This is a genomic window from Dyadobacter diqingensis, from assembly GCF_024220585.1.
In the GTDB taxonomy this organism is placed as follows: Bacteria; Bacteroidota; Bacteroidia; order Cytophagales; family Spirosomataceae; genus Dyadobacter; species Dyadobacter diqingensis.
Map to the genome: position 1 here is coordinate 108,092 of NZ_JAMXKF010000005.1, position 22,097 is coordinate 130,188.

Genomic DNA, 22,097 nt, shown 5'->3' on the forward strand with positions numbered 1-22,097 from the left:
TTGTACACCATCTTATTTTTGATGATTGTAGTTTCACCGGTAGTATCAATCCAAAATAACCGGAACCGTTGAAACACCTTATCCTGACACTATCGTTGATGCTGATCTTTCAGCGGACCAATGCCCAGAACCAGATTATACCACTTTATGAAAATGGTATCCCTGGTTCCAAAATACCACCATCCGGATATGCAGAAGAAACCGATAGCGCAGGCCTGGTCAGTAAAGTGACTTTCCCGACACTGAGCGCGTATTTTCCCGACAAGAAAATGTCAACCGGAACTTCGGTGATCATCTGTCCGGGTGGCGGTTATTTTGTATTGTCACCAAAAAAATGTGTGGAGATTGCCAAAGCATTTGCAGAAACAGGTATCGCTGCCTTTGTGCTGAAATACCGTTTGCCAAGCGATCAGATCATGCAAAACAAATCCGTTGGCCCTTTGCAGGATGCGCAAACAGCGATAAAGATTATAAGAGAAAGGTCGAAAGAATGGGGAGTCGATCCAGATAAAGTTGGCATGATGGGGCTTTCGGCTGGCGGGCATCTGGTCTCAACAGCGGGAACGCAATTCAACCGGGTGGTGATAGAAAATAAAAAAGGGATAAGAGTCCGTCCGGATTTTATGATCCTGCTTTATCCGGTAACTATTTATGACCCGGCAGTCCCAAGAACGAGAGAAAATCTGATTGGGAAGAAACCTTCTGCCAGTGAGCTTAATTTTTACAGTACAGAAAAACATATCACAGCCCAAACTCCTCCGACCTTCCTGATCCATGCGCTTGATGACGATGTGATTCCCGCAAAGAATAGCACCCTGTTTTTCGATGCGTTATTAAAAGCTGGTGTGAAAACGGAAATGCATCTTGTACAATCTGGCGGTCATGGCTTTGGGCTGCATGATTTGAAAACCGGCACGCGCTGGTTTGAATTGTGCAAAAGCTGGTTAACTGAAAACGGGTTTTGAAAGCCAGGTGGAGGTTATGTCAACTTCTTCATTTTTGTAACGTGTCGGTTTTGTTCTATTTTTTCGTTTTTCAGGGCGATAGTTTTGAAGAAAAAAAGCTATGGAAAATAACGCAAAAACAACGCTCGTCTTAGGAGCTAATGGTAAAACAGGCAGCCGGGTTACAAAGAAAATGGAAGCTTTAAAGTTGTCCGTAAGAAGGGGATCACGCACTGCCGAACCGAAATTCGATTGGGAAGACAAAAGTACATGGGAGAATGCACTGGAAGGTATTTCAAGCGTTTACATTACCTTTCAACCAGATCTCGCCGTCGAGGGATCGGAAGAATCAATTGCCGCTTTTGTTAAACAGGCAGCAAAGGCGGGCGTTCAGAAGCTGGTGCTTCTGTCGGGCAGGGGAGAACCGGAAGCGCAGCGATGTGAACAGATCGTTATCGACAGTGGTTTGAAATGGACAATTGTCAGAGCCAGCTGGTTCAGTCAGAATTTTAGTGAAAGCTATTTTCTGGAACCTATTCAGGCCGGATATGTCGCATTGCCCGTAGCGGAAGTGAAAGAACCTTTTGTGGATGCGGATGATATTGCTGATGTGGTTGTGGCTTCACTCATAGAGGAAGGACATGATTTCAAGTGTTATGAAGTTACCGGTCCGCGTCTATTGACCTTCAAAGAAGCAATTGCTGAGATTGCGCAGGCAACAAACCGTACCATTCAGTATGTTGATCTTCCTTTAAATGTTTACACTGCACAGTTGAGGGAATACCAGGTTCCGGAAGAGATCATTGGGTTAATTTCTTATTTGTTTACAGAAGTGCTCGACGGCCGGAATGCGTATACAGTCCATGGAATAGAGGAGGCTTTGGGCAGGAAACCGAAGGATTTTACAGAATATGTAAAAGAAACACTTGCGAGCAACGTATGGGTTTTGGAACAGTCAGATGGAAGGGATGCTGCGTTCGAGACTGGTAATTGCCCGGGATAATGTGCGCTTTTCAGCTTTGGATTTTGTCAGACTTATCGCTTGCTGATAATGAAAAATGGCTTTTTGAACAGCCGTTTCACTGTACAGATAACCCAACAGTGCATGGTAATAGCTGTTTTTTTCGAGTCCGAGGTTCTCTGCTTCTTTGATAGCAACCTCAGTTCCATACACTTTGGCGAATGCGAAAGTCCGGTTCAGTGCCGTCATGGGGGAATATTCAATCAGGATCAGTTGGTTATAAAGATCAAAGATGTGTTGCCACTTATCTGGGGCTGTCGTGGTGGTGTGCCAGTAAGCAATGCCGGCTTCCAGATGGTATTTTGAAATTTGCTCACCGGAACATGCATTGACCAGATAATGATGGCCCCGTTCGATAAGTTCCTGGTTCCACAAGGTTTTGTCCTGTTGGTCATACAGAATTGTTTCGCCTGTATCATCAGACCGGGCGTGGAACCGGGAGCTTTGATAACACATCAGCGCAAGTAATGCGTCCGCCTGGCGACTGTCGGTCAGTGGGTTTTCTGTCAGCAAAAGGGTTAACCGCATCGCTTCCGAGCAAAGGTCTTTCCTGATCAGCTGGTTATTGAATTTAGAAAAATAACCTTCATTGAAAAGCAGATATAACGTCCTCAGCACGGTATCAAGTCTTGCCGTGACGGCGGGTTTTTCCAGTTGGCTAATCTCAAAATAATTTTTGCGCAAGGCTGTCCGGGCGCGCAGCAATCGTTTTTTGATGGTTTCAGCATTAGAAAGGAAAGCGGCGGCGATTTCATCCACGCTGAAACCACAAAGAATTTGCAGTGCAAGACAGATTTGTGCTTCCTTCGAATTGGCAGGTGAACAAACCGCAAATATCATCGCAAGCTGACTGTCGGTAATGGTCTCTTTGGAGAAATCGAAGTCGGATGCTGGCTGAAACGCGTCCTCATTGATAGCCTCTTTAACACGGTTTTCAAAAATTGAAGTTCGTTTCAGGTAATCTTTGGTCTTATTTTTAGCTACGGTATAAAGCCAGGCCGTCGGGTTTTCGGGAAGTCCCTTTGAATTCCAGGTCTCGGTGGCTTTCAAAAACGTCTCGCTAACAATGTCTTCCGCGATTTCAAGTTGTTTCAATCCAAAATGACGGCAAAGCACTGCCGTCATTTTGGTATATTCCAACCGGAATAGTTGGGGTAAAACATGATTTAACTTTTCATCGGCCGACTTCATTGTTTTTACTTGCGTTGTAAAATTTCCCTGACTTCAATATTTCCGCCCATTTTAAAAATAGGGTTGGCCTTGGCCAGCTCCACGGCTTCGTCTATGGTTTCAGTTTTTACAATAACATAACCACTGATAAACTCCTTGATTTCGGTGTAGGGCCCGTCCGTTACCACGTTGTCTGCGTGTACTGTTTTGGCACTTTCATTGGATAACGTGTTACCCTTATCGGCTAACTTGTTTTGAGCGGCGATGCCTGCAAGCCAGTTCATTCGCTCCTGAATCTGCTCAGGGGTTGTTTTTAACTCAGTTTGATTATTGAGTCTGAAAATTAATACGAATTCTTTCATGATTTTAAATATTGTTTTTCCTCATGACGACCGAAGGATTGTAACGGGGACAAAAATGATATTTTTTATCTGCGATAATTTTTCTGTCCCCGTTTTTGAGCGTCAGTCGTCATCCGGTCAAACTAAAATTATGACAAAGATGAACACCGACAACCTCTTTAAACCATTTTATTTAAAATCCCTGCATACCAGAAATCGCTTTGTGATGTCGCCTATGACAAGGGCCTGCGCTCCGAATGGCGTGCCAGCCGACGACGTTGCCCTCTATTACCGGAAGCGTGCCGAGGGGGAGGTCGGATTAATCATTTCGGAAGGTACGGTGATCGACCGGCCTTCGTCCGCAAATGATCCTAATGTACCTCATTTTTTCGGTCAGGCAGCGCTTGCCGGCTGGCAGAAAGTGCTCGATGGGGTTCATGACGCGGGTGGTCAAATGGCGCCACAGTTATGGCACGGCGGTATACAGGAAAATCATGCTTCGGGGTGGCTTCCCGGCACTTCTTTTGAAGGCCCTTCGGGTATTGGCAATGGCAGAAGGATGAGCGACGCTGATATTGCAGATACGATCGGTGCATTTGGCCGTGCGGCACTTGACTCGAAGCGTATGGGTTTTAACTGCGTGGAAGTTCAGGGCGCGCACGGTTATCTGATCGACCAGTTTTTCTGGCCGGATACGAATTGGAGAGAGGACCTCTGGGGAGGAAAAAATCTGGCGGAACGCACCAGATTTGCCGTAGAAATTATAAAAGAAATACGCAGACAAGTAGGGGAGCAGTTTACGTTAATGATCAGGTTATCACAATGGCGGTTTTCAGATTACAACAGCCAGCTTGCCAAAACTCCCAAAGAAGCTGAGGCCTGGCTGACGCCGCTGGCAGATGCTGGAATTGATATTTTCCACTGCTCGACGCGATATTTCTGGAAACCTGAATTTGCAGGCTCGGATCTGAATTTTGCAGGTTGGGCAAAAAAGATAACGGGTAAGGCCACAATCACGGTGGGTTCGGTTGGATTGCAAAAGGATATTACCAGTTTGTACCGCGGCGAAAATTCAGCAGCTGCTTCCCTGGACGAACTCGTCCGGCGGATGGATAACAACGAATTTGATCTTGTCGCCGTCGGCCGGTCTCTATTGGCTGATCCGCACTGGGTTCAAAAGATAAGGGAAAATCGAATGGAAGAATTGCTGGGTTTTAATCAGGAGGCCCTTTACAGTTTGGTTTAGACCAAAACGTCCGCCGGCCGGTTGAAGAAAATGGCGGCATGGACTGGCTTAATGACATAAAAAATAAATCTGAATTGTAACTGTTATCAACTTCAAAAGTTGATTCTTGCCGATTGAATCTCAGTTTGTTTGCGATATTCGGAGCTGAAAATTTCCTGTGTTTTCAACCCCGATAGTAAGTTTACTGATAGTGTATTGTTAAAAGAAATGTGTTTATTTACCTTTAATTACATGATCAGTTCATTTATAACAACAAAACTTAAAACCATTACCATGGAAAAATTCAGCCAGTTAAAGCAGTTACTTGAATCAGTTGAGACAGATTTTACGGCATTTTACGACAAGGGAAACAAAGCAGCAGGAACAAGAGTGCGTAATGCCATGCAGCAATTCAAAGTTCTTGCGCAGGAGATAAGAACAGAGGTTACTGAGAAAAAAGCACAGTAACGCTCGTAAATAGTTAACTTTTAAGTGCAGCCCTATTGTAAAACACGCGGGGCTGCACTTTTTTATTTTCCGACTGATGGGCGTAATAATCGCTTATTTGTTCTAAGGAGCAAGAATCGGGTTTTGCCAACTTTCTTTCTCACCCTTTATTTCCACAGCACCCCGTTTTCAAATTTGTAAAAAAGCATAAAAGCCTTTTGGTAAAGTACTATTTAATAATTTACTTTGTCTATATATTAAATAGAGTTATTTTTCTTGTTACCACCAGCAAGAAGATTTAATATTCTCAGCGCGTTCCGTTTTGCGTAAATGAAGAATTTTCCACACGCTAGATACCCCGGAAGAAATCTATGATAATTTTTAAAACTAAATGCTGGTGAAATTCAAAATTACTACTTCTTTAATGCTCGCTGCGGCGTTGCTGACCTCTTATGGCCTTTTCGCGCAGAAAAAGCCAAATGTCATCGTGATCCTTGCCGATGATCTTGGATACGCTGATCTGGGTTGTTATGGCAGCGAAATTCCGACGCCTAATCTCGATAAACTGGCTCAGAACGGCGTCAGGTTAACAAGTTTTTATAACACTGCCCGCTGCTGTCCGACCCGTGCGGCCTTGCTGACGGGTGTGTATAGTCATCAGGCTGGCATTGGGCACATGATGGAGGATCAGGGCGCGGCTCATCCGGCCTATCGCGGACAGTTGAATCACAACAGTGTTACCATTGCGGAGGTAATGAATACAGCCGGGTATTTCACCGCGATGACGGGAAAATGGCATGTAGGGCATCAGCATGGCGTTTATCCTTCCAACCGCGGATTTAACAGATCCCTTCACGCGCCCGCCGGCGGTTTTTATTATGGCGAAGGGAAAAATGCGAAGTTATTTCTCAATGGAAAAGAGCTGCCGAATGACTCAGAAAAGCTTCCGCGGAATTGGTATTCTACGGACTTATGGACCGACTATGGTTTAAGGTTCATTGACGAAGCCATTGACGAGAAAAAACCGTTCCTGCTTTATCTGGCACATAATGCGCCGCATTTTCCATTGCAGGCTCCGAAGGAAGATATTGACAAATTCAAAGGCAAATACCTGAAAGGATGGGAGAAACTGCGGCAGGAACGTTATGAAAAGCAGATCAAACTTGGCCTGGTGGATCCGTCGTGGAAATTGCCTCCGGCTAATCCAAACATTCCAAAATGGGAAAGCCTGAGTAAGGAAGAGCAGGAAAAGTATGATCACATGATGGCGATATACGCAGCCGTAATATACCGTCTGGATAAAAGCGTGGGTGATTTGGTGGCAGGTTTGAAAAAAAGAGGCGTGTTTGATGACACCGTAATTTTGTTTGTTTCTGATAACGGAGGTAATGCGGAGCCGGGACTGGAAGGTCGTTTCGAAGGTGAAACACCTGGTTCGGCACTTTCAACGGTATTTATTGGTCAGGGTTGGGCAGAAGCTGCCTGTACACCTTTTTGGGCTTATAAACATCATACGCATGAGGGTGGCGTTTCTTCTCCCGGGATTATTTCCTGGCCCAACGGAATTCCGGTTTCCAGAAACGGAAAATTTGAAAAGCAGCCTGCACACATCACCGATATCATGGCGACACTCGTTGATTTGGGTGGAGCAAAATATCCTGAAACATTTGAGGGTAATAAAATCCAGCCGCTGGAAGGCACAAGTCTGAAACCTGCATTTACAGGCAAACCGATAGGAAGGAAAAATCCGATCTTCTGGGAACATGAAGGTAACCGGGCTATTCGTGACGGAAAGTATAAACTCGTTGCGGAAAAGACTGAAAAATGGCAGCTTTATGACATTGAAAAAGACCGGACAGAACTACATGACTTATCCGGAAAACTGCCCGAAGTAGCAAAGAAACTTGAAGCTGAGTACGACGCCTGGTACAAAAAAGTGGGTGCGGAGCCTTTTGAGAAAACCTTTAAGTGGTTTTATGACTATGATAAGGCAAAAAAAGAAGCGAGTTCCGACAAATAAAATAGCGCTGTTTTATAAGGGATAATAGTTGGTTTGACCCGCTCCTCAGTGAGTCGGTCAAACCAACGTTTTTAACCAATGATTTTGCTGCCGGGGAAGCGAATCATCAGCGACATTTTACAAATGAGAAAACATATAGGAGATTAAACAGGGTATTGCGGCACACAAAAACAGGATACGGAGAAGCACCCAGACCGTGATTTTCATATCCCAAGTCATGCGTATTAGTATGATACAAAAAAAGACGAAAAAGATCACACCCCAGAAAATCTCGTACACGGAGATCGGACCAGGTGGAAATAGCCACCGACTTAGTATTACCAACAGGTAACATCCGGTTATACATCCGAGAAGAAGAAACAAGACGTCTTTAACGCCATAAGCCAATGGTTTCATAGGAATTATTCCGGTCAACCTGTTGTAAAAAATCAGCCTAACGTAGATGCAAAACCACCAGCGCTACAAGTGCGGGCAGGGCCTGCACGAAAAATATTTTCCTGCTTGCCGTTGCAGCCCCATAGAGTCCTGCTACGATGATACAGGTCAGGAAGAAAATCGCGACATAAAATGACCAGTGATGGTCGGTAATAAAGAAGCTCCATATAAGTCCGGCAGCCAGGAAACCGTTGTAAAGCCCCTGATTGGCAGCCAGTGTTTTTGTGGGTTTAAAAAGCTCAGGAGCGAGCGAGCCTTTGAAAGTTTCCTTGCCTTTGGTTTCCCAGGCAAACATTTCGATGTACATAATGTAGAGGTGTTCCAGGGCGACAAGGCCTACAAGAATCGAAGCGAGTGTTTGCATAAATCTGGTTTTTGTTGGGAAGATACAAAAAAAAGGTATCTGCCGTAGCTCCGGTTCCCGAATCGGTTTGCTTAATTTTTACACAATTCTTTTCAGGATAAAGGTTTACATTTTGTTGTACGCCTGTATCAGGAGATGACCGTTGTTGAGCTTCGATAAATTTGTCGGGCGAATAGAAATGAATGTTGCTGTTAATCAGATGATTATTCATTCAGGATAAGTTGTTCTACGGCTATTTTAATTCAGATTTTGTTTGCTATTTTGATGTAGCATTTCGTTGGAGGTCAATTGACGATCATCGGAATGAAGCGGGAATATGCCATCAGCCGGATCTCTTATCAGTTACCAGACAATTTGTTAAAGGATCAGGCAGCCGGTTTAGTTAATATTTCTTTTGGCCGGCCATTTACTTACAAAAATGATTGTCAGGTAAAATCTAATCTATGAGATAAAATGGAAAAGATAACGCAGGAAATCTATAACAAAATTGACAATGACCTTTACAATGCAAAAACCGACATCTGGTGGAAACCGGATACTGTTTTGCATATCCTGAAAACTTCTGTGAACCCCTGGCGGGTGGGTTTTGCCATGAATGTTTTAAAAAAACTCGACATCGATCCAACCGGTAAGACAGCGCTCGAAGTTGGATGCGGAGGAGGAATACTGACAGAGGAAATTTGTAAAATGGGATTTACGACTACGGGCATCGACCCCTCTGACGAATCGCTGCATACGGCTGCCAATCATGCAAAGGAAGGAGGGCTTGCCATCACTTATCAAAAAGGAACAGGGGAACAGCTCCCATATCAGGATCATTCGTTTGACTTTGTATTTTGCTGTGATGTTTTGGAGCATGTGAGTGACTTGCCCAAGGTGATTTTCGAAATTTCAAGAGTGCTTAAACCCGGCGGGATTTTTATCTACGACACACTTAACCGGACTTTTATCAGCAAGCTTGTTGCTATAAAAATATGGCAGGAATGGAAGAGATGGGCATTTATGCCGCCGAATCTTCATGTCTGGAAAATGTTTATCAAGCCGGAAGAAATAAAGCACCTGTTATCGAAAAACGGTTTCGATTGGAAAGAACATCATGGATCAGAGCCCAACGTTTCTATTCCGACAATGCTCCGCTATCTGAGAAAACGAACCAAAGGGGAATGGACTTATGCCGATCTGGGAAAGAACTTTGTACTGGTTGGGAGTAAGGATATGAATATTCTTTATGCGGGTTATGCGATAAAAAAATAGCTGGAACTGTCAGCTAACACACTTATGTATACCTGCAAATCCACTGGTTTGTGGCTAGGTAAAAACTTACTATGCCTTGAATATTATACGGAGGCGATAACATTACGTTAATCGAAATGCTACGGTTGTAATTTGATTTGCTGTCTTTTATACTTCTCTTAACTGTTGAATTATTCCTGCCAATTTTGTATCTTACAACAATTGGTATTTTACCGACCAGATGAAGATATTTTCTTCCGACCAAATCATCCGTTTTTATACGGGTGGTCTCGCCAGGCATTTTTGCAACTTAATCACTGTGCAGGTCGAATTTTCAGGGTTTAAAAACGAATCCCTGTCTGGTTTTTTCCTTAAAGGATCCCCATACTTCGAAACAACAATTATTCTCTTTTCTGGCCTTAAACAGAGCGGTTATAAAATTGCATGAAACTGGTTAGCGGTTGTCTGGATCGGTCAGCATTTTAAAGACTGTTTCTATGAAAGTTGCAACGACGACAGTTTTCGATATTTTATCACGTTTACGTATAAGATTTCAGGGAGATAAGGCACTGCGTTTTGATTTTGAGGAACCCATCCGGTCAGAATTGTACAGCTCCGAGCAGATGGATCGCCATGGCGGAATTGTGGCGAGGTCTCATAAATTATCGAAAATCAAGACGGCCGACCGGCTGTTAAAAAGGCTCGACGACAATGAAAAAACGCTACTGGAAGTTCGTAATGTGCTTTCAGAAAGTATCCGGTCCGGTAAAACGGTAACCCCTGGTGCAGAATGGCTGCTTGATAATTTTTATCTGATTGAAGAACAGGTTGTCAATGCCAGAAAACACTTACCCAAAGGTTATAGTGAGGGATTGCCCTGCCTCTCGGAAGGTATTTCGACGGGTATGCCAAGGGTGTATGACATTGTACTTGAAATTATTTCCCATAGCGACGGACGTGTTGACGTAAAAAGCCTGAGCAGTTTTGTCGCTGCCTATCAGGCGAGCACCATCCTTACTTTGGGCGAGTTGTGGGCGATTCCCATCATGTTACGTTTGGCTGTAATCGAAAATCTTAGAAGGGTTTGCGGAAAGATTGCGCTGGATATGGTTGACCATAACCTGGCGGATTTTTGGGCGGACAAGATGATCGAAACAGTGAAGGAGGAACCGGAGAATCTGATTCTGGCTATTGCTGATATGGCGCGAACAAAGCCCGTGCTGGTGAGTCCGTTTGTGGCTGGTTTTACCCGGAAGCTACAAGGAAAGGGGCCTGCGCTGGCTTTGCCGCTGAGTTGGATGGAACAACAATTGTCGGCCACCGGTATCAGCAGCAATGATTTGGTCAGGCAGGAAAATCAGAAACAGGCAACCGATCAGGTGTCGGTTCGTAATAGCATTGGAACGTTAAGATTTTTGGGTGCAACCGACTGGCGGGATTTTGTAGAAGCACTCAGCAGTGTGGAGCAGATTTTAAGACAAGATACCGCCGGCACTTATCCGCTCATGGACTTTGCGACCCGCGACAGGTACCGTCACGTGGTGGAATCAATTTCCAAATCCTCTGCTTTGTCGGAAACAGAGGTGGCAAGGAAGGTTATCGGGTTAACCGAAAAAAATACAGAGGCAGGACAATCAGGCCAAAAATACAGGCATGTCGGTTATTACCTTGTTGACAAAGGGTTATCTCAGACGGAATTGGCGGTCAGTATGAATTATTCTGTTGGTAAAAAATTGGTCCGTATGGTTCGATCCGTGCCAGTTGCTATTTATTTGTCATCAATTGCTTTGTTATCGATATCCATGGCGGCGGGGCTTTTTTATCTGGCTTATAGTCACGGAACGGATAACAAATGGGTGCTATCACTGGTCGCATTGTTATCTGTTTCCGGCTCCGCCCAGCTGGCGGTTTCGCTGGTCAATTGGTTTTCTACGATCTGGGTCCGGCCTAAACTGCTGCCCAGGATGGATTTCTCTGACGGAATTCCCGCCGCCTGTCGTACGCTGGTTGTCATCCCAACCATGATTTCATCCAGAGACTATATTGAAGAGTTGGTTGAAGCATTGGAAATCCGATTTCTGGCCAATAAGGAGGCGAACCTTCATTTTGGTTTGTTGACAGACTTTCTTGATTCTGATACCGAAACAAAACCGGAGGATCAGGAATTATTACAATTTGCAAAGGCGCGGATTGAAGCTATAAACGATAAATATAAAAATCCGCAGGAGGATATTTTCTTTCTTTTTCATCGCCCCAGAACCTGGAATAATACCGAGCAGAAATGGATGGGTTATGAGCGTAAACGTGGAAAGTTAGCCGCGCTGAATACGCTTTTAAGAGGAAAAGGCAAAGAGGCATTTTCTTTGATCTCCGGCAGATATGAAGTGCTGATGCAGGTGAAATATGTGATCACACTGGATTCGGATACCCAATTGCCCCGGGAAGCGGTTTGGAAGTTTATTGCCGCGATGGCGCATCCGCTGAACCAGGCGGTATATGATCCCGTAAAAAGACGGGTAACGGAAGGTTACGGGATTTTGCAGCCTCGACTGGCTTCTGCAATGCCTAAAAATGCGACTTCACTTTATGCGCGTTTACAGGGTGACGTAGCTGGTATAGATCCCTACACGCGGGTTTCCTCCGACGTTTATCAGGATCTTTTTGGGGAAGGATCATTTATTGGAAAAGGCATTTATGACGTTGACATTTTCGAAGAGGCGGTCAATCACGTATTTCAGGAAAACCGTATCCTTAGTCATGATTTGCTGGAAGGCTGTTATACCCGGTCTGGCTTGCTGAGTGATGTGCTTTTGTATGAAGAAAATCCGACGCAATATGGTGCGGATGTAAAAAGACACCATCGGTGGATTCGTGGCGACTGGCAGATTGGGGCCTGGATGCTTCCCTTCGTGACTGATAGCGATGGGCGGTTGAGGCTTAACAAACTCTCTTTATTGTCGCGGTGGAAAATATTCGACAACATCCGCCGAAGCCTGCTTCCGCTTTCCCTCATGCTGTTGTTGCTGATGGGTTGGTCGCTTTTGCCTTTCCCATGGTTGTGGACACTTGCCGTCACGATCATCATTCTGCTGCCAGTGCTGACCGCTGCGGGCTGGCAACTGGTTAACAAACCTATTGATTTAACCCTGAAAGTTCATTTGGCGGAAGTAGGGACATCTGTTCGGGATATTCTGCTCCGGTTTATTTTCGGGATTGCGGTGTTGCCCTATGAGGCCTATAATTATTCCGATGCTGTATTCTGGACGAACTGGCGGATGATCATTACCGGTAAAAAACTGTTGGAATGGACACCGTCTGCTACCGTGTCGCAAAATGCAGCCAATAATATCGGTCAGGCTTATCAAACGATGTGGATCGCCCCGTTTGTATCTGTTTTATGCATCGGGTTTTTAGGCTATAACAATCCGCAGGCATTACTTGTGGCATCTCCGATGCTGATTTTGTGGCTATTTGCCCCTGCGATTTCATGGGGATTAAGTAAGCCCGAAAAAGAAGAGAGCCTTGAACTGCCGGCAGATCAGATATTATTCCTGCACAAAACGGCCCGCAAAACATGGACTTATTTTGAGCAGTTTGTCACAGAAAAAGAAAACTGGCTGCCGCCGGATAACTTTCAGCAGGAGCCGGTCGCGGTGATTGCGCATCGTACTTCTCCGACAAATCTGGGCCTGGCTTTGCTTGCCAATCTAACGGCCTATGATTTTGGTTATATCGGTGGCGGCGAGCTTCTTTCCAGATCGAACAATGCAATGCAGTCGATGCTAAGGCTGGAAAGATATCAGGGCCATTTTTTCAACTGGTATGATACGCTTACATTGTTGGCAATGAAACCGCGTTACGTTTCCACGGTGGACAGCGGGAATCTTGTCGGACATTTGCTTACGTTGAAACAGGGGCTCTTATCGTTGCCTTATGAACCGGTTTTTAGCAAAAAAAGTTATCAAGGACTAAGAACGACCGTGGCGATCATTTGTGATTTTTCCAAAGCGGAAAATGTACATGTGCTGGAAAAAATCGTGCAGGTACTGGATATGGCTGCCGTCGATAACGACTCTTTGCTTCTTGTCAAGGACCGCATTGATGAGCTGACGGCTCTGGTAGCAGAACTTCGTTTGGGTAAAGGTACGAATGAAACAAATGTTTACAGGTGGATCAATAATCTTTCAGCCCAGATAACCAGCATTCAGGATGATTTAGATCAATTGACGCCCTGGCTTGAGTTATTACCCGTTCCGAATCAATTTGAGGAGTTGAAACAAATCAGTCTCATACCTTCACTTAATCAGATTCAGCAATTGCCAGGCGTGCTCCGTGGTTATATCGACGCCTACGAACACGACTCGGACAGTGAGAACAAAACATGCCTGATGCAGCTCCGAACCCATGTCGAGGCCGCCGGGAAACTGGCTGGTGAAAGGATTTTACTGGTTGAAGAGCTTGCCGAACATTGTGAGCAGCTTAGCACGGTTGAGTATGATTTTTTGTTTGATAAATCCACGAGCCTGCTCAGGATCGGATACAATGTGGATGAACAGAGAAAAGACGATAGTTTCTATGATCTGCTGGCCTCAGAGGCCAGGCTTGGGATTTTTGCAGGTATTGCCCAGGGCAAATTGCCGCAGGAAAGCTGGTTTGCACTGGGCCGTTTGCTGACCAATTCGGGCGGGGATCCGATATTGCTTTCATGGAGTGGATCGATGTTTGAATATCTGATGCCGCAGCTGGTCATGCCGGCCTATGAAAATACCTTGCTATATCAAACCAACAAGGCCACCGTAAAACGGCAGATTGATTATGCCGGATCAAGGGGTATTCCATGGGGGATTTCGGAGTCGGCCTACAACATGGTAGATGCCAGTATGAACTATCAATACAGGGCTTTCGGTGTTCCGGGTCTTGGATTGAAGCGCGGGTTGGAGGAAGATCTTGTCATAGCCCCTTATGCCTCGATGCTGGCATTAATGGTTTCGCCCGCCAAAGCAAGCGCAAACCTTCAATTGCTTGCCAGAGAGGGTTTTGAAGGTGATTATGGATTTTATGAAGCCATTGATTTCACTGCAAGCCGGCTGCCGAGGGGAAAAACAAACAGTATACTTTATTCTTTCATGGTGCATCACCAGGGGATGGGATTTTTGTCACTGGCTTATCTTCTGCTCAATAAACCGATGCAGCAGCGTTTTGTTTCCGAGCTTCGTTTTCAGGCAACTTTATTACTTCTTCAGGAACGGATTCCAAGAGCAACGGTATTTTACGCTCATACGGCCGATCTTGTCGAAACGACCCGGGCGTCAGCTGATGTGCAGGTAAGGAGCATTGCCACAGCCAATACGCCAATACCGGAAATACAGCTGCTGAGCAATGGCCGTTATCAGGTGATGGTGACAAATTCCGGTGGTGGTTACAGCCGCTGGAAAGATATTGCCGTTACACGGTGGCGTGAAGATACTACCCGGGATGAAAAAGGCATATTTTGTTACATAAAAGATCTGAACAGCGGAAATTTCTGGTCCAATACGCATCAGCCGACGTTACTTCCTTGTGAAGGATACGAAGCCGTTTTTTCGCTTGGACATGCAGAATTTGCCCGTTATGACCATGGTTTTTTTACCAAAACCGATATTGTGATTTCTCCCGAAGATGATACGGAGATGAGAAGGGTGCGGATTACAAACAAGACTCAGTTTATCAGGGTTTTGCAAATAACAAGTTATGCCGAAATCGTTCTGGCGAGTCAGGCTTCCGATGAGGCTCATGCATCATTCAGCAATCTGTTTGTCCAAACAGAAATTATTCCTGAATACAAGGCTGTAATATGTACCAGACGAGCCCGCTCCAAAGATGAGCTGCCGCCATGGATGTTTCACATGATGGACATACACGGAGCTACTTCGGAAGAGGTTTCCTATGAAACAGACCGGATGGAATTTATTGGCAGAGGAAAAACACTGGCTCATCCGCAGGCGATGGACGTGGACACACTTTCTGGAAATCAGGGTTCTGTACTTGATCCGATTGTGGCCATTCGTCACAGAATAACCATCAAACCGGGTCAGACGGCGACGATTGATATGATTTACGGGATGGGAGTTACCAAAGCGGATTGTGAAAATCTGATACATAAATACAGGGACAGGCATTTGAAAAAACGTGCTTTTGAGCTTTCATGGACTCATAGTCAGGTATTACTTCGTCAGATAAATGTGCAGGAAGCCGATGCACAGTTATACGACCGGATGGCTTCATCAATCATTTACCATAATCCGGGTTTGAGAGCTGATGCGGCTGTAATTTCCGGTAATTTCAGGGGGCAATCCGGTTTGTGGAGCCATTCCATTTCCGGTGATTTGCCTATTGTTCTGTTACATATCTACGATCCTGAAAGTGTTGATCTCGTCAGACAAATGGTTCAGGCGCATGCCTATTGGCGGTTAAAAGGGCTGGCAGTAGATCTGGTGATCTGGAATGAGGATTACGGTTCTTATCGTCAGGTTTTGCAGGAACAGATACTTGGGCTGATATCTGCCGAGAATGGCAGTGTTTTATACAATACGCCCGGCAATATTTTTGTCAAATCGGCTGATCAGCTTTCGGCGGAAGACCGGACACTTTTTGAAAGTGTATCCAGAATCATAATCCATGACAATAAGGGAACCTTATCCGAACAGGTAAACCGGCATTATCAGACAAATGTGTTGCCGCCATTGCTTGTCGTAAAACCCTGGATATTGCCATTGGCACAGCAGACCATGACTTTACCCGACGATCTTTTGTACAATAACGGTACCGGCGGTTTCACTCCGGACGGAAAATCCTACAAGATTATTACGGATAAGCAGGGTACAACGCCCGCACCGTGGGTCAACGTGATAGCCAATCAGGATTTTGGCACGGTCGTTTCCGAAAGTGGTTCGGCGTATAGCTGGGCAATGAATGCTCATGAGTACAGGCTTACGCCATGGAGCAATGACCCCGTCAGTGATATGGGCGGCGAAGCTTTTTATATCCGGGATGAAGAAACCGGCAGTTTTTGGTCGCCTTCATCTTTTCCGGCCATTGGAAATACGCCGTACATCACTACGCATGGTTTTGGTTATTCCACGTTCGAACATCGTGAACAAGGTGTTTTCTCGGAAATGCATGTGTCGGTAGACAAAGAGTCACCGGTGAAATTTGTTGCGATCAGGATAAAAAATGAATCCGGAAGGGACCGCAAGTTATCTGTTACGGGTTTTTTACAAATGATTTTAGGGGATGTACATTCAAAAACCGGTATGCATATTGTCTCTGAACACGATGCTGAGAGCGGCGCTTTACTGATCAGAAACCGATACAATACTGCTTTTGCTGAACGGGTAACATTTTTTCAGGTGGACGGCGTGTATCAGAGCTTTACTACGGACCGCTCTGAATTTATCGGCCGAAACCGCAATTTGAAAGATCCTCAGGCGATGTACCGCAAGAAGTTATCCAATAAAACCGGAGCCGCCATGGATCCCTGTGCGGCAATCCAGGTAAGTATCGACGTGACGGATGGTGAAGAAACGGAAGTTATTTTCAGGATCGGTAATGCGGAAAACAGCTTCGCTGCACAAACGCTGATCCGGCAGTTTTCGGATATTGATGCAATTAAGAATTCGGTTCAGGATGTTAAAGAATACTGGGACGAAATTTTAGGCGCCGTCAGGATTGCCACACCCGACAATTCTCTTAACATACTGGCCAACGGCTGGCTCGTTTATCAGACACTGGCCTGTCGCGTTTTTGCCCGAAGTGGGTTTTATCAGTCCGGAGGTGCTTTTGGTTTCAGAGATCAGTTGCAGGATGTACTGGCATTGCTGCACACAACGCCCGAACTGGCAAGAAAACAGATCATTTTAAATGCGTCCAGGCAGTTTACCGAAGGCGATGTGCAACACTGGTGGCATCCGACGGAAGGCAGGGGCGTTCGCACGCATTGTTCAGACGATTTGTTATGGCTGCCATTTGTCGTTTCCAGGTATGTTAAGGTCACGGGAGACAAGGCAATTCTTAATGAGGAAATTGGATTTCTTGAAAGCCGGCTGTTGAATCCGGGTGAAGATTCTTTGTATGATCTGCCGATGAACAGCAGTCAGAGCGGCACTTTGTATCTGCATTGCGTCCGCGCCATAAAACATGGTTTGAAATTGGGCGTTCATGGTTTGCCGCTTATCGGCTCGGGTGACTGGAATGATGGCATGGACCAGGTCGGAAATAAGGGAGTCGGGGAAAGTGTGTGGCTTGCTTTTTTCCTGTTTGATGTTCTTCAGCGTTTTGAAGATGTTGCCAATCTTTTTGGCGATGCCGCCTTTGCACAGTTTTGTGATCAACAGGCAACAAAAATTCAGAAAAATATCGAAGCCAATGCCTGGGATGGTAAGTGGTACAAACGTGCATGGTTTGATGATGGTGCTGAGCTGGGCTCGAAAGAGAATGTAGAATGCCGGATTGATGCGATAGCTCAAAGCTGGTCGGTGCTTTCGGAAGCAGCAGGTGGTGAAAGAAAAATAACTGCGATGGCTTCCCTGGATGAGCATCTGGTAAAAAGGGACTTAAAACTGATCCAGCTTCTTGATCCTCCGTTTAACGGGTTGGGACCCAATCCGGGTTATATTCAGGGATATGTGCCGGGCGTGAGAGAGAATGGCGGACAATATTCGCACGCTGCGATTTGGGCGCTTATGGGTTTTGCAGCTCTGGGCGAACGGGAAAAGGTCTACGAATTGTTTCAATTGATCAACCCTTTAAATCACAGTTCTGATGCAGTTTCTGCACAGATTTATAAGGTGGAACCATATGTGATGGCGGCTGATGTCTATGCGAACGAATCACATCAGGGGCGGGGAGGGTGGACCTGGTATACGGGATCCGCTGGCTGGATGTACCAGTTTATTACAGGATCATTTTTGGGAATGGAGCGTACGGCCGACCGGCTTAAACTTCGCCCTTGTTTTCCTGCCGAATGGCCCTCTGTGTTCATTCAGTATAAATTCAAAAGCTCCGTGTATCACATTACTGTTTTTCAGTTAAATGATATTGTTGACTCGTGGTGGCAATCCGGCGACGAACGCGGGATGGGTGATGAAATTATGCTGATCGATGATGGTTTGCAGCATCAAGTTTCGATCTATATCGGACTTGTTGCATCGCCGGCCGTTTTGCAACCGGAGCTGCCGGTAATAATTTAATTAAAAACCCCACATCCAATGTCTGGATGCGGGGTTTTACTATTGAATTATTAGAACCATCTATTCACTTGCGTAGGACTTGCCACCTTTTTTCGCTTTTTTATCTGCCCGTTTTTCTTTCAGATTTTTTTCGGCCTTTTTCTTGTCTCCCTTTTGAACAGTTTTTTCTTTCGACATGATTTTGTTGTTTCTGTAAGGTACACAATATTGGCGGTTATGTAATGTATGGTTGAAATCGTATTCGTTCTATTTTGATTACTTGTATAAATGGATGAAACACAAAAAGATAAAACCTTTGCTCAGGTATGTCGGGAGCCTTTTTATCGGTTAGCTGTCTATGCTGCGCAAAGTAATTTGATGCAGATGAATGATTTATCTGGGAATGGCCTTGGTTAAGGCTACCTTGTAGTTAATATGGTGTCCATTTATTTTTCTTACATTCCATGCTCACAGCAGTACCACATCATATCATAGCCGTAGGCGCGTCTGCGGGCAGTCTTGAAGAGCTGACCAACTTTTTTGATCATACTCCCCTGGACGGGGTTTCCTATGTGATTGTCCAGCATTTGTCCTCGGATTTTAAGAGCAGAATGGTAGAGCTGCTTTCCAAACATAGCAAGCTGGTAGTTCAGCAGGCCGAGGACGGGATGCAGGTTGTAAACAATCAGGTATATCTTATTCCAAACGATAAATTTTTGACGATCCGCGGCCTGAAGTTGTATTTGAGAGATAAGGAAAATGAACGGGCTCCTTACATGACGATAAATACTTTCTTCATTTCTCTCGCAGCAGATCTCGGCCCGAAGGCCATCGGTGTCATTCTTTCAGGAATGGGCTCAGACGGCACCGCAGGTATTAAGGCCATCAAAAAGGCAGGCGGGCTGGTGATTGCGAGAAACCCGGAAACTACCGAATTTCATAGCATGCCTTCCAATGCGATTGCTTCCGGCATGGTCGATTTTGTTCTTGAACCTGAAACCATGCCTGAGGTTATTGAAGATTATGTAAAACGAGAGATAGACTTGCAGGTATCGGGTATTGATGATGAACTGCATGTAGCGGAAATCATTGAGCTTATCAACCACCAGTTGCCGCTTGATTTTTCGGATTATAAACAATCGACGATCCTGAGAAGGATCAAAAGAAGGGCGGCCTCTCATGGTTTTAAAGACCTCGAAAGTTACCTTCAGTTTGTGAAGGTCAATTCAGTTGAACTGGAAGCACTTGCCAAAGATTTTTTGATTAGCGTCACTGCATTTTTCAGAGATAGTGAAGCTTTTGATATTATTGAAAAGAAGGTTCTGCCGGAAATCATCGAAAACCTGTCGCCGCGCCAGGAAATTCGTATGTGGATCACAGGCTGTGCCACAGGCGAAGAAGCTTATTCGCTTGCCATGCTGCTGTATGAACAATTGGGGGAGAAGGTCAATGAACATACCGTCAAAATTTTTGCAACCGATCTTGACAGCGCGGCGCTGGTACATGCAGGCAGAGGTGTTTATAATTCAGGGATCATGGCCAATGTTTCGACAGCCCGTCTCGAAAGGTTTTTTCAGATTGAGGAGAATGGGTATAAAGTAAGGCCTGAGCTGCGGAAAATGGTCATTTTTGCACAGCACGACCTGGTTAAAAATCCTCCGTATTGTAACATGCACTTTATCAGCTGCCGGAACCTATTGATTTACATGACGCCGGCGCTGCAAAAGAAGATATATCTGATGTTGCTTTTTGGACTCAGGCAGCAAGGATATCTGTTTTTGGGATCAAGCGAAAATCCTTCCCCAATATTACAGAGCCTCGAAGTTGTCAGTAAAAAATGGAAGATATATAAAAATCTGGATTCGAATCTGGCCGTACGATTTGAGTCATTTTCGCTGCCCAGGGTTATGTATGCGAAGCCATCCGATCTTGTAAATCCGCTGGATGATACCTTCAAGAGTATCGACAGGACTTTGGGTGATGCCGTAAGCGAAACGGTGATGACTGATCTGGGGTATCTGATTGTTTGCATTGATCAAAATGAAAAGATCCTGAAATCTTATGGGGACACTTCCAAATTTCTGCTTCAAAAAATCCTTACTTCTGACCTGACGGAGTTGTTGCCCGGCCCGCTTGCCGTGGCTTTTAAAACCGTCAGAAGTGAGGTTTCTATTAGTAATGAGTCCACTTTGGTTAGCGGGATAAAAATCCAGCAGGGTTCCGATGTTATCAAGGTGACCTTATCTGTGAGTCCAATGATTTTCAAAGGCCGGCGTAATGGTTTTTTGGTCGTACGTTTCAGCGAGGACACGCCTAATGGGTCCCTGATAGACGCTGGTCAGATTTTCGATGAACAGACTTACCTAAGCAAGTATACGACAAGCCTCGAATTGGAAAACAGGGAGCTGAAAGAAAAACTTATTGCTGCCGGAGAGAAGCTGTATTCGCTAAATGAAAATATGCAGTCTTTTAACGAAGAGCTGCTTTCGGCCAATGAAGAGATGCAGAGCACGAACGAAGAAATGCAGTCGGTTAACGAAGAGCTGCACACGATCAATTCCGACTATCAGTTTAAAAACAAGGAGCTGCTTGAACTCAATGATGATCTGAATAACTATTTCAGGAGTAATGTCAACGGGCAGTTGTTTATAGACAAAGAACTTAGGATCATGAAGTTCTCGCCGGGTGCGGTTAAGCTGATCAATCTTCTTGACAGCGATATCGGGCGGCCAATAGGTAATATCTCGACCAATTTTAAGTTCGAAACAATCACCGACGACATCAGGATGATATTGACGCAAGATTCTGTCATCACCCGCGAGATCGAGGCAAATGATGGTCGCTGGTATCAGGTGATGACCATGCCGTATATCCAGCAGCCGGATAACAAAACCACGGGAGCGATTATTACATTCAATGATATCACCGAGCTGAAAATAACACAACAGCAACTTGACAAAAAGAACGAAATTTTGACGCGCGTTAACGCCGATCTCGACAATTTTGTTCACACTGCCTCACATGATTTGCTGGCACCCCTGACAAGTATTGAGGCAAGTATTTCGGTGATGAATGCGATAAAAACCGGTGATGCTGAACTGGATGAGTTTTTGCCGATCATTGATACATCGATTAAAAAATTCAGATCCCTGATCGGTGAAATTGCAGTGGTGGCCAAAATTGAAAATGATTCACTGGTAACAGAACTTGTTGATGTGGACGAAATTCTGGATAATATTGTTTGGAGCCTGGCCGACAGAATCAAAGCCAGTGATGTGCTGATCCGACGAGACCTTCAGATTAAACAAATCGATTTTTCACGAAAGAATCTCAGAAGCATACTGTTCAATCTGATTTCAAATGGTATAAAGTATAAGTCCGAAAGGCCTCCGGTAATCGATATCTGTCTGACAGCAGATGCTGAAAACACAATTCTTTCCGTAAAGGATAATGGGATTGGTATGGAAAGAGATCATATTGACAAAATTTTCGACAAGTATGCCAGACTACAAGTCAATGTGGAAGGGCAGGGGATTGGCCTTTATCTTGCTAAAAAGATCGTAAATGCATCAGGAGGTAAAATCAGTGTAGAAAGTGAGCCAGGTAAAGGCAGCAAATTTACTATCCATTTTAATAATGTGTTGAATAAGGTTTAAGGATTTTTTTACTGAAATTCACCGGTTAAGTAAAC

12 protein-coding genes are annotated in these 22,097 nt (G+C 45.0%); 9 read left to right on the forward strand and 3 right to left on the reverse strand.

All coding sequences use genetic code 11. The annotated features are described in order from the left end of the window. The first annotated feature begins 68 nt into the window (after positions 1-68). Both M1L62_RS15895 and M1L62_RS15900 read left to right on the forward strand, forming a co-directional pair. Positions 69-965: an alpha/beta hydrolase gene (locus M1L62_RS15895; protein ID WP_254560589.1), complete on the forward strand. Its 897-nt coding sequence runs from the start codon at positions 69-71 to the stop codon at positions 963-965. A gap of 100 nt (positions 966-1,065) precedes the next feature. After that, positions 1,066-1,947, forward strand: coding sequence for an NAD(P)H-binding protein (locus M1L62_RS15900; protein WP_254560590.1), 882 nt, complete (start codon positions 1,066-1,068; stop codon positions 1,945-1,947). Here the strand turns inward: M1L62_RS15900 and M1L62_RS15905 are convergent. Both M1L62_RS15905 and M1L62_RS15910 read right to left on the reverse strand, forming a co-directional pair. Continuing rightward, the gene (locus M1L62_RS15905; RefSeq protein WP_254560591.1) at positions 1,900-3,156 is read right to left on the reverse strand and encodes an RNA polymerase sigma factor; all 1,257 of its coding nucleotides are present in this window, start codon (positions 3,154-3,156) and stop codon (positions 1,900-1,902) included. The genes M1L62_RS15900 and M1L62_RS15905 overlap by 48 nt on opposite strands. A gap of 5 nt (positions 3,157-3,161) precedes the next feature. Next, positions 3,162-3,497: a YciI family protein gene (locus M1L62_RS15910; protein ID WP_254560592.1), complete on the reverse strand. Its 336-nt coding sequence runs from the start codon at positions 3,495-3,497 to the stop codon at positions 3,162-3,164. A 139-nt stretch (positions 3,498-3,636) separates the two neighbouring features. On the opposite strand from M1L62_RS15910, the gene M1L62_RS15915 reads away from it, so the two are divergent. The 3 genes from M1L62_RS15915 to M1L62_RS15925 all read left to right on the forward strand — a co-directional run bounded on the left by M1L62_RS15915 (position 3,637) and on the right by M1L62_RS15925 (position 7,168). Continuing rightward, the gene (locus M1L62_RS15915) at positions 3,637-4,722 is read left to right on the forward strand and encodes an NADH:flavin oxidoreductase (RefSeq protein ID WP_254560593.1); all 1,086 of its coding nucleotides are present in this window, start codon (positions 3,637-3,639) and stop codon (positions 4,720-4,722) included. Between the two features lie 231 nt (positions 4,723-4,953). After that, entirely contained in the window at positions 4,954-5,169 is a 216-nt protein-coding gene (locus M1L62_RS15920; RefSeq protein WP_374760303.1) for a BF3379 family histone-like protein, read from the forward strand. Between the two features lie 376 nt (positions 5,170-5,545). Beyond that, positions 5,546-7,168: an arylsulfatase gene (locus M1L62_RS15925; RefSeq protein WP_374760304.1), complete on the forward strand. Its 1,623-nt coding sequence runs from the start codon at positions 5,546-5,548 to the stop codon at positions 7,166-7,168. A gap of 433 nt (positions 7,169-7,601) precedes the next feature. Here the strand turns inward: M1L62_RS15925 and M1L62_RS15930 are convergent, their stop codons facing one another. Beyond that, positions 7,602-7,967, reverse strand: a complete 366-nt coding sequence (locus M1L62_RS15930) for a DUF1304 domain-containing protein (RefSeq protein WP_254560595.1) — start codon at positions 7,965-7,967, stop codon at positions 7,602-7,604. 453 nt (positions 7,968-8,420) lie between these two features. On the opposite strand from M1L62_RS15930, the gene ubiG reads away from it, so the two are divergent. From ubiG to M1L62_RS15945, 4 genes are all read left to right on the forward strand, one after another. After that, a complete protein-coding gene (gene ubiG / locus M1L62_RS15935) occupies positions 8,421-9,221 on the forward strand; it encodes a bifunctional 2-polyprenyl-6-hydroxyphenol methylase/3-demethylubiquinol 3-O-methyltransferase UbiG (protein ID WP_254560596.1) in 801 nt (266 codons plus the stop codon). 476 nt (positions 9,222-9,697) lie between these two features. After that, positions 9,698-18,427, forward strand: a complete 8,730-nt coding sequence (locus M1L62_RS15940; protein ID WP_254560597.1) for a glycoside hydrolase family 94 protein — start codon at positions 9,698-9,700, stop codon at positions 18,425-18,427. Between the two features lie 267 nt (positions 18,428-18,694). Beyond that, positions 18,695-18,823 carry a hypothetical protein gene (locus M1L62_RS29360; RefSeq protein WP_256527709.1) on the forward strand — a complete coding sequence of 43 codons (129 nt, stop codon included), beginning with the start codon at positions 18,695-18,697 and terminating at the stop codon, positions 18,821-18,823. Positions 18,824-18,870: 47 nt separating this feature from the next. Continuing rightward, positions 18,871-22,062, forward strand: a complete 3,192-nt coding sequence (locus tag M1L62_RS15945) for a chemotaxis protein CheB (RefSeq protein ID WP_254560598.1) — start codon at positions 18,871-18,873, stop codon at positions 22,060-22,062. Positions 22,063-22,097: the final 35 nt, after the last annotated feature.